4 protein-coding genes are annotated in these 6831 nt (G+C 61.0%); all 4 read left to right on the top strand.

Annotation, left to right across the window (positions count from 1 at the left end):
* Positions 1 to 1258: hypothetical protein (locus PLJ71_09660; protein HQM48945.1), on the top strand; the 1258-nt coding region annotated here is incomplete at its 5' end.
* 741 nt (positions 1259 to 1999) lie between these two features.
* Entirely contained in the window at positions 2000 to 3406 is a 1407-nt protein-coding gene (locus tag PLJ71_09655) for an SUMF1/EgtB/PvdO family nonheme iron enzyme (protein HQM48944.1), read from the top strand.
* 230 nt (positions 3407 to 3636) lie between these two features.
* On the top strand, positions 3637 to 5883 hold the full coding sequence (gene pilM, locus PLJ71_09650; protein HQM48943.1) for a type IV pilus assembly protein PilM: 2247 nt from the start codon (positions 3637 to 3639) through the stop codon (positions 5881 to 5883).
* Entirely contained in the window at positions 5883 to 6818 is a 936-nt protein-coding gene (locus PLJ71_09645) for a hypothetical protein (GenBank protein HQM48942.1), read from the top strand. Before pilM ends, PLJ71_09645 begins: the two co-directional genes overlap by 1 nt.
* Positions 6819 to 6831 lie beyond the last annotated feature (13 nt).

The following is a 6831-nucleotide window of genomic DNA, read 5'->3' as shown; positions in this document are numbered from 1 at the left end:
GCCATTCGGCAATCCGGGGTTTGACCGCGATTTGCCCACGCAAACCGTCGATTATGCGAACGACGTGGTGGTCTCCCGATGGACCTTCAGTGACGGCGGCACTCCCGGCCTCGACTATGCGAAGGTCTCGACGGGCGATGCCATGCACATGGGCATGCGCTTTGCCGCGGTGGACCTGGCGGGCAATGTGACCAGAATGACCCGCAACGACGGCGACGCGCTCAACACGCTCCACGTGTGGTGGATGACCCGGGCCGAGACCACTCTGTTGCCCGACATCGACGGCGAGGAAATCAGCGTGCTGCCGTTCTACTGGTACCTCGACCGGCCCACAACGGAAGACCCCGAGGCACAAGATATAGACGCAATGCCGCGGTTCTTGTGGCGCTTGTGGTACAGCGATTTCATCGACGGCACCTACACGCCCTATACCGATTGGAGCACGTGGACCACTGACACCCAACTGGCCGATGTGGCGCCCGGTCTGGCCGAGACGCTGCGCGCTGCCGGCCTCGCCGAAAACTGGTTCCTCCTCGTCGTGGTCGGCGTCGACGAAGCCGGCAACTACGAGGTCTGGCCGGCCGGCGATCTGACGCTCGATGCAAGCGGTCTGGTCACTCCCACCGGAAGCCGCGACCGGAGAAACTGGGTGCGGTTCTACCTCGGCGGCGGCGAGATCGACACCACCCTCACCCACGAGCTGTGGCATAACGGAGATGCGCCGGACGCGTATCAAACTCTCAATAAGGCGGATGGCGACGTGAGCTTCGGTCCCGCGGCTATGGTGGCGTTGCACCCTGACACTCCTGATCCGCGGGTGGAAGGCCTGTTCACCATCGGCGTCACGCTTCCGCCCGGCCTCGAGGGCGAGGATATCGCCGTGCAGTGGAGCCTCCAGCGCGACGGCGGCGTTTTGTATCAGGGCGTAATTCCGGATCCAGATCCAGCTGGACCGTGGGTTTACTATACAGCGTCAGGCCAGACCCAGACGCTGCAGCTTCCGTGGAATGTGGTTGCGGATGCCGACCCGTTCTTGGACTATATGCCTCCTGGCCAGAACTCGGTGACGTATGTGCTGACCGCGCAGGCCTTCTGGGATGCAAACGGCAACCACGCCCGGGATGACGGCGAACGCATCGACAATACTCCGGCGAGCGTGCAGTTCAAGGTAGTGCGCGACACCTCGGATACCGTGGGCGGCTACCTGCAACGCGAGCGCCAGCGAGGCAAACAGCAGATCATCCTGAGAGAAGAATAAGCTCTATCGGCGGCCGTCACACGTGCCGCGCAACGAGGCGCGCCCGGGTGACGGCCGCCAAGAGTTCCAGCGCCGCCGTTTTGTGCGGCGCTTCGTGTTCCGCGCCTCCTCCGGGACGAGCGCTCCCGCGAACCTTGCGCGTCCCTGGGCGCGCGCCTCCCAGGAAACGTGCACGGACATCTGCCCAACCCACATGAGCCGCCAGACCCTTACCCGCGCAGCGGAGGGCCGGTTTCCCAGCCGGCCACTGAACCGCCGCAGCCCGCCAGGGCTGCGCACCGGTTCGAGCGGCAGACCGGCAGAGCGGCAGACCGGCACACGCGCGTACACACACATCCTCGCGGCACTATCTCTTCCGGATGTTGGAGACCTGCCGGTCGAAAGAGTGGCTGGGTCAGGAGACCCCGCCACAGCGGGGGACGAGAACGTGTGAACGTGAGAAGGGTGTGAAGGGGTTGGCAAACGGGCAGCAGCGGGGGACAGGCCAGCCGCCGAACAACCCTCTTGGGTCTTGTCTGCAACGTTCTGCCGGGGCGTATGCTAACCTTCCAGACGCAAAGACTTGCGGAATGTGTCCGGATGCGCTTTAATGGTATAAGGAAGTACGTGACGGCACCCTACAGACAAGTTAGCGCTGCTTTCGTCGGGGCGGCGCGATGTGGACGTGTTTGCAGCGTCGCGGACACGTATTGTTGCGCACGGGTAGCCGCGAACCGGGATCGCAAGGTTGGGGGCGCGCGGATGAACGGGCATCTGCAGAGCATACGTACCCCGCTGGCGAAGCGGGGTGTTGCGGCAGCAGCATTGCTGCTTGTGCTTCTCTGTGGATGCACCGGCGGAAAACACGGGGGAAAACTCATCATTGAATCCACCCCGGTCAGCGGCGTCTACGTGATTATCAACGGGGAACCGCGCGGGCAAACTCCCTTGACCATCGAGGGGCTGCCCCCCGGACGCGTCCTCATCCAGCTGTCCAAGGAAGGGTATCGCGATACCATGACCAATGCCGTGGTGCCTGCCCGCAGCGCCGAGGCGCGCGTGGTCATCGAGATGCAGGCCCGAACGGGCTGGTTCAGCATTGACTCGCAACCGGATAAGGCCAAAGTGGTCCTTGGCGATGGCACGGAATTGGGCACCACACCCATCCTGCGCCGGTCAATGCCCGTGGGCGAGATCGCGTACACGTTGCAACTCGAGGATTATGAACCCTTTGCGAATACGGTGATGGTGCATGAAGACCTGCTGACCGCCGTGAGTCATAAGTTGACTCCCAAACCTGCCCGCCTCGAGGTGACCTCCGAACCCGAACGTGCGCAAATCCTTCTGAATAAGAAACTTCAGGATTCCGTAACGCCGTCCGTTTTCACCTTGCGTCCGGGAACCTACGTGGTCGGGTTGAAGGTGAAAGGGTTTGTCGAGGCGGAGAGGTCCATCATTCTCGGGCCCAACGACTCACAGACGGTCCATTTCGAGCTGAACGTCGGCGAGGCGCCCCCCGGCATGGTGCTTGTCGCGGCCGGACCCTTCGTGTGCGGCGTAAACAATGCCGCGCCCGATGAGCGTCCCCGCCGCGAAGAGAATCTCGGGGCTTTTTTCATTGATAAGTATGAAGTGACCAACGAACAGTATAAGGCCGTGGTCCCGGGACACACGTTCCCGGAGGGGAAGGAGAATTTCCCGGTCTCGGGCATTACCTTCCAATTGGCCACGGCCTATGCCGCGGCCATTGGTAAGCGATTGCCGACCGAACTCGAGTGGGAAAAAGCTGCCCGGGGAACCGACGGCAGGGCCTACCCCTGGGGCGAAGATTTCGGCCGCCACTTGTGTAATTCCGGCTCGTCAGGCACACTTGAACTGCGCGAGGTCGGGCAGTATCCTGGGGGCAATTCGCCCTATGGCTGCGCTGACATGGCTGGAAATGCCCTGGAATGGACCTCGAGCTGGTATGAGGCCTATCCGGGCAACCTGGACGTGACCAAGGAATATGGGCAGATCTACAAGGTGCTGCGAGGCGGCTCGTACAAGAGTGAACCGTTTGATTTGAGGTGTGCCAGGCGCCATTTCGACCGGATGGATGTGGCGCGCGAGGAGTATGGTTTCCGATGCGTCATGGATATCGACGTGTGGAACAAACGGGGCCGGCGCTAGGGCCAGCCGCTGCTCAGAAATCAATTGCCAAGGCTTATTTAATTCTTGACACATCCGGTTCCGTTTATTACAATACTTTGTAAGGGTTTATGGCGTCTCGCCAAGTATGAGGGGGCACAAAATTCGCCCCTTCACGGGCGGCGCAAGAGGCGGGTTGTGTGCTGGAACGGGAAGGCCTTTGTGTTGCCGGCGCTTCCGCCAGTGAATCGAAAGAGGGCGGATTGTAACGAATGGCTTCCTTGAAAGGCTCGCGGCTGAAAAAACGGTTGGTGCTGGACATCGGGTCCAGTGCTGTGCGTCTGTGTGAGCTCACCAGGACGAAGACTGGCTTTCAGCTGACACGATACATGCAGCGGGACCTTGGTGTCCTCCCGTCGGCTCCCGAACCCGAACGCCAGGAACGCATCGTTGAAGTCATCAACGAGATGTTGAAGGAAGCCAAGATCCGCGCGCGAAGAACGGTTTTTGGCGTACCCGGCCAATCGGTATTCACGCGGACGCGCGCCCTTCCCCCGGTCCCCGAGCACAAGGTTTCGCAGATCGTCCGCTACGAAATCCAGCAACAGATCCCGTTTTCATTAGACCAGATCGCCCTCGATTATCAGATTCTGTCGCGCACCGAGGCTGGCGGCTACGAAGTCCTGATGGCCGCCATCAAAGTGGACGTCGTCGACAAGCGCCTGGACATCATCAAGAAGGTGAAGCGTGCCATCGGCGTGATCGACGTCAGCCCCATCGCGGAGTACAACTGGCTCAAGACCACGGGCGAGTTCGGCGTCAAGGGCGAATGCGTCGCCATGATTGATTTGGGGGCAAGCACCAGCGACATCGTCATCGAGCGCGAGGGGCAGTTCCGGTTTACGCGCAGCCTGAATCTCGGCGGCAACGACGTCACCAGCGCGATTAGCAACACCTTTGGCATCAGTTTCGAGGAGGCCGAACGCCTGAAATGTCAGCGCGGCTTTGCCCCCACCGGAGACCCCCAGCGCGACGGCAAAGGCGGCGAAGTTATCGGGCAGGTGCTGAACCGTCTGGTAACGGAAATCAACCGTTCCTTCGCGTATTTTCGTTCGCAGCCTGGAGGCGGCCCGGTGTCGCGCGTGGTAATCACGGGCGGAGGCGCCTGCCTGCGCAACATCATTCCGTATCTTCAGCGCCAATTGAATATGGAAGTCCGCATCGCGCAACCGTTGACGGGCCTCGCCATCACCCCGGCCGCGCAATCCGTAAACGAACATCCTGAACAGTCCGCCGTTGTCCTGGGACTGGCGTTGCGCAACTGCGCCCAGGTGCCGATCAGCGTCAACCTGATTCCGCCTCGAATTATCGAGGGGGCGCGCCGCAAACAGCAATACCTGTATTGGGCGGCGTCGCTGGCCGTGGTGCTGGCCATTTTCGCCACGATCATCCCCGATATGCGGAACAAGATCCAAGAAGTCGAGAAACACACGGATATGGCGCGCGACGTTATCGGAAAATACGACCCGAAACTCGTGGATGATCCCAGTGCGCGATGCCAGTTCGACGACAAGCTGAGCGTGGCTCAAAGCTATATCCGCGTGATCAAGAACGGAATCGACAGCATCGATAACTTCTATGACCGGCGCAAGCGCTGGCTGGTTTATCTCAACGCATTGAACGATACCCGGCAGAAGCAGCCGATCTGGTTCACCCAGGTTTTCACAACGACCCTCTTCATCGATGAGACCACCACCACGGCGCGAGCCGGCATGGGCGAGCGCACGGGAATGGGCGCCACTGCGACCCGGTCCCAGGGTGGATTGACGAGCGGCATGGCGGCCCGCGACCGGCGGAGGCAGGCCGCGGCCCGCGCCGCGGCCCGCGACGACGAGGAGGGCGCCAACGCTGACGAAGTGCTCGTCCGGCGCCTCATGAGTTCCGGATTTGCGGGCATCACATGGGAACAGGCAAGGGACCAGGAGACGAGCTCGAGGCGCGTGACCGGCAGCGTGCAGCCAAGGCGCTCCGGGGGCGGCCAAAGCCGAAGAAGGGATGACGATTCCGGAGGACCGGTGCCTGCGAATGTCAGCCTGGACCCCAACGCGCCCATCGTGGACCGTATGTCTTTGCCCAACGGAATCGAGATCCATGGGTATGCCGCCGACCAAGGCGTGGTACTTGATTATTTGGCGGATTTGAAGGAGCGCGACGAGTTTGTGGAGGTGTACCTGGACGAGCGCAGCGTGAACCAGGTGAGCGCCGCCATGCTTGGAAGAGGGATAGCCGGGTTGCCCGCGGCCGTGGCAGGGAGCCAGACCGTGGTCTCGTTCGTTATGCTTGCGCAGATAAGCGGCGCCCCCCTGCAGGCGACGGAAGTGGGCAGCGCGGGGCGGGTCGGCAGCGGCACCATGGGGACACCGAGCGGTTTTGTCCCAGGCGGTTTTGCCCCGGGCGCGGGGTTGCGCGGTCTGGGCCGTTCTAGCAGTGAAGAAGACGAAGACGAAGGGAGCCGCTGATGAAGAAAGAACACGTCATATTCATCGGCGCGGGCATCCTGCTGTTGGCCGTGATCGGCAGCGGTTATCAGTTCTATTTGAAGCCGACGGCCGCGTTGCTCGATGAGAAGAAGAAAACGTATATGGGGTACAGCGCCAAGCTCCAGGAATTGGAGGAACGGTACGGCGGCTATGTGCCCGAGGACGTGGTTTCCGCGTGGACGCTTCAATTGACGCCTTGGTACAATACCATAGAAACACGCGGCGAATTGTTCGGGCTGGGGCGTATCGTTTACGAAGAGGTCCCCACGAATACCTTGCCGAAATTCCATTACGCCGAACAATACCAGGCCATGCTCGAGGAATTGACCGCCGAGGCTCTCGAGAAGGGATTGACCCTCCCTCCCTTGAACTTCGATGTGCCTACCACGCAGATCGAAAACACCGCAATGACCAAGCAGGAGGTGGAGTACTATCTCCGGGAGATTGCCATCGGCTGTTCCATGATCCGGCTCCTCCTCGAGTACGATCCCATTGCGATCAATGCGATGTACATGTGGCCGCCGCGCGAACCTGCCGCGCGTATTACGGCCGTCTCGGTCGGATATTCCTTCGTGATCAAAATGGGCAAACTGGCGGAGTTCATCGATGATATCAGCTCGCGCCAGCGCTACGCGAGCATCGATTATTACAGTATTGTGAATGAAGACCTGTTGGGGGGGACCGATCCGCCTCTGTTTGTGCAGATGGTTGTCACGCAGGCGACGTATAAGCCCCTCGAACAACAGAATCCCGAGGCTATCCTGGCCGAGGCGGATGCGCGCAGCAATCAGCAAGAAGAGTTCTTGCGCATGCTCCGCGAGCGGCCGTTATCAGAGGAAGAGATGGAAGACAGGTTCCGAAGACGACCGCCCACATGGTGGGAACGGTTCCGGAAGAGGTATCTGCCCTTCTGACCGGCCCCAGGGC

This window comes from Candidatus Hydrogenedentota bacterium (genome assembly GCA_035416745.1).
Lineage (GTDB): Bacteria > Hydrogenedentota > Hydrogenedentia > Hydrogenedentales > SLHB01 > UBA2224.
The sequence above is the reverse complement of the archived record's forward strand: the minus strand, read 5'-3'. Positions and strand labels throughout refer to the sequence as shown.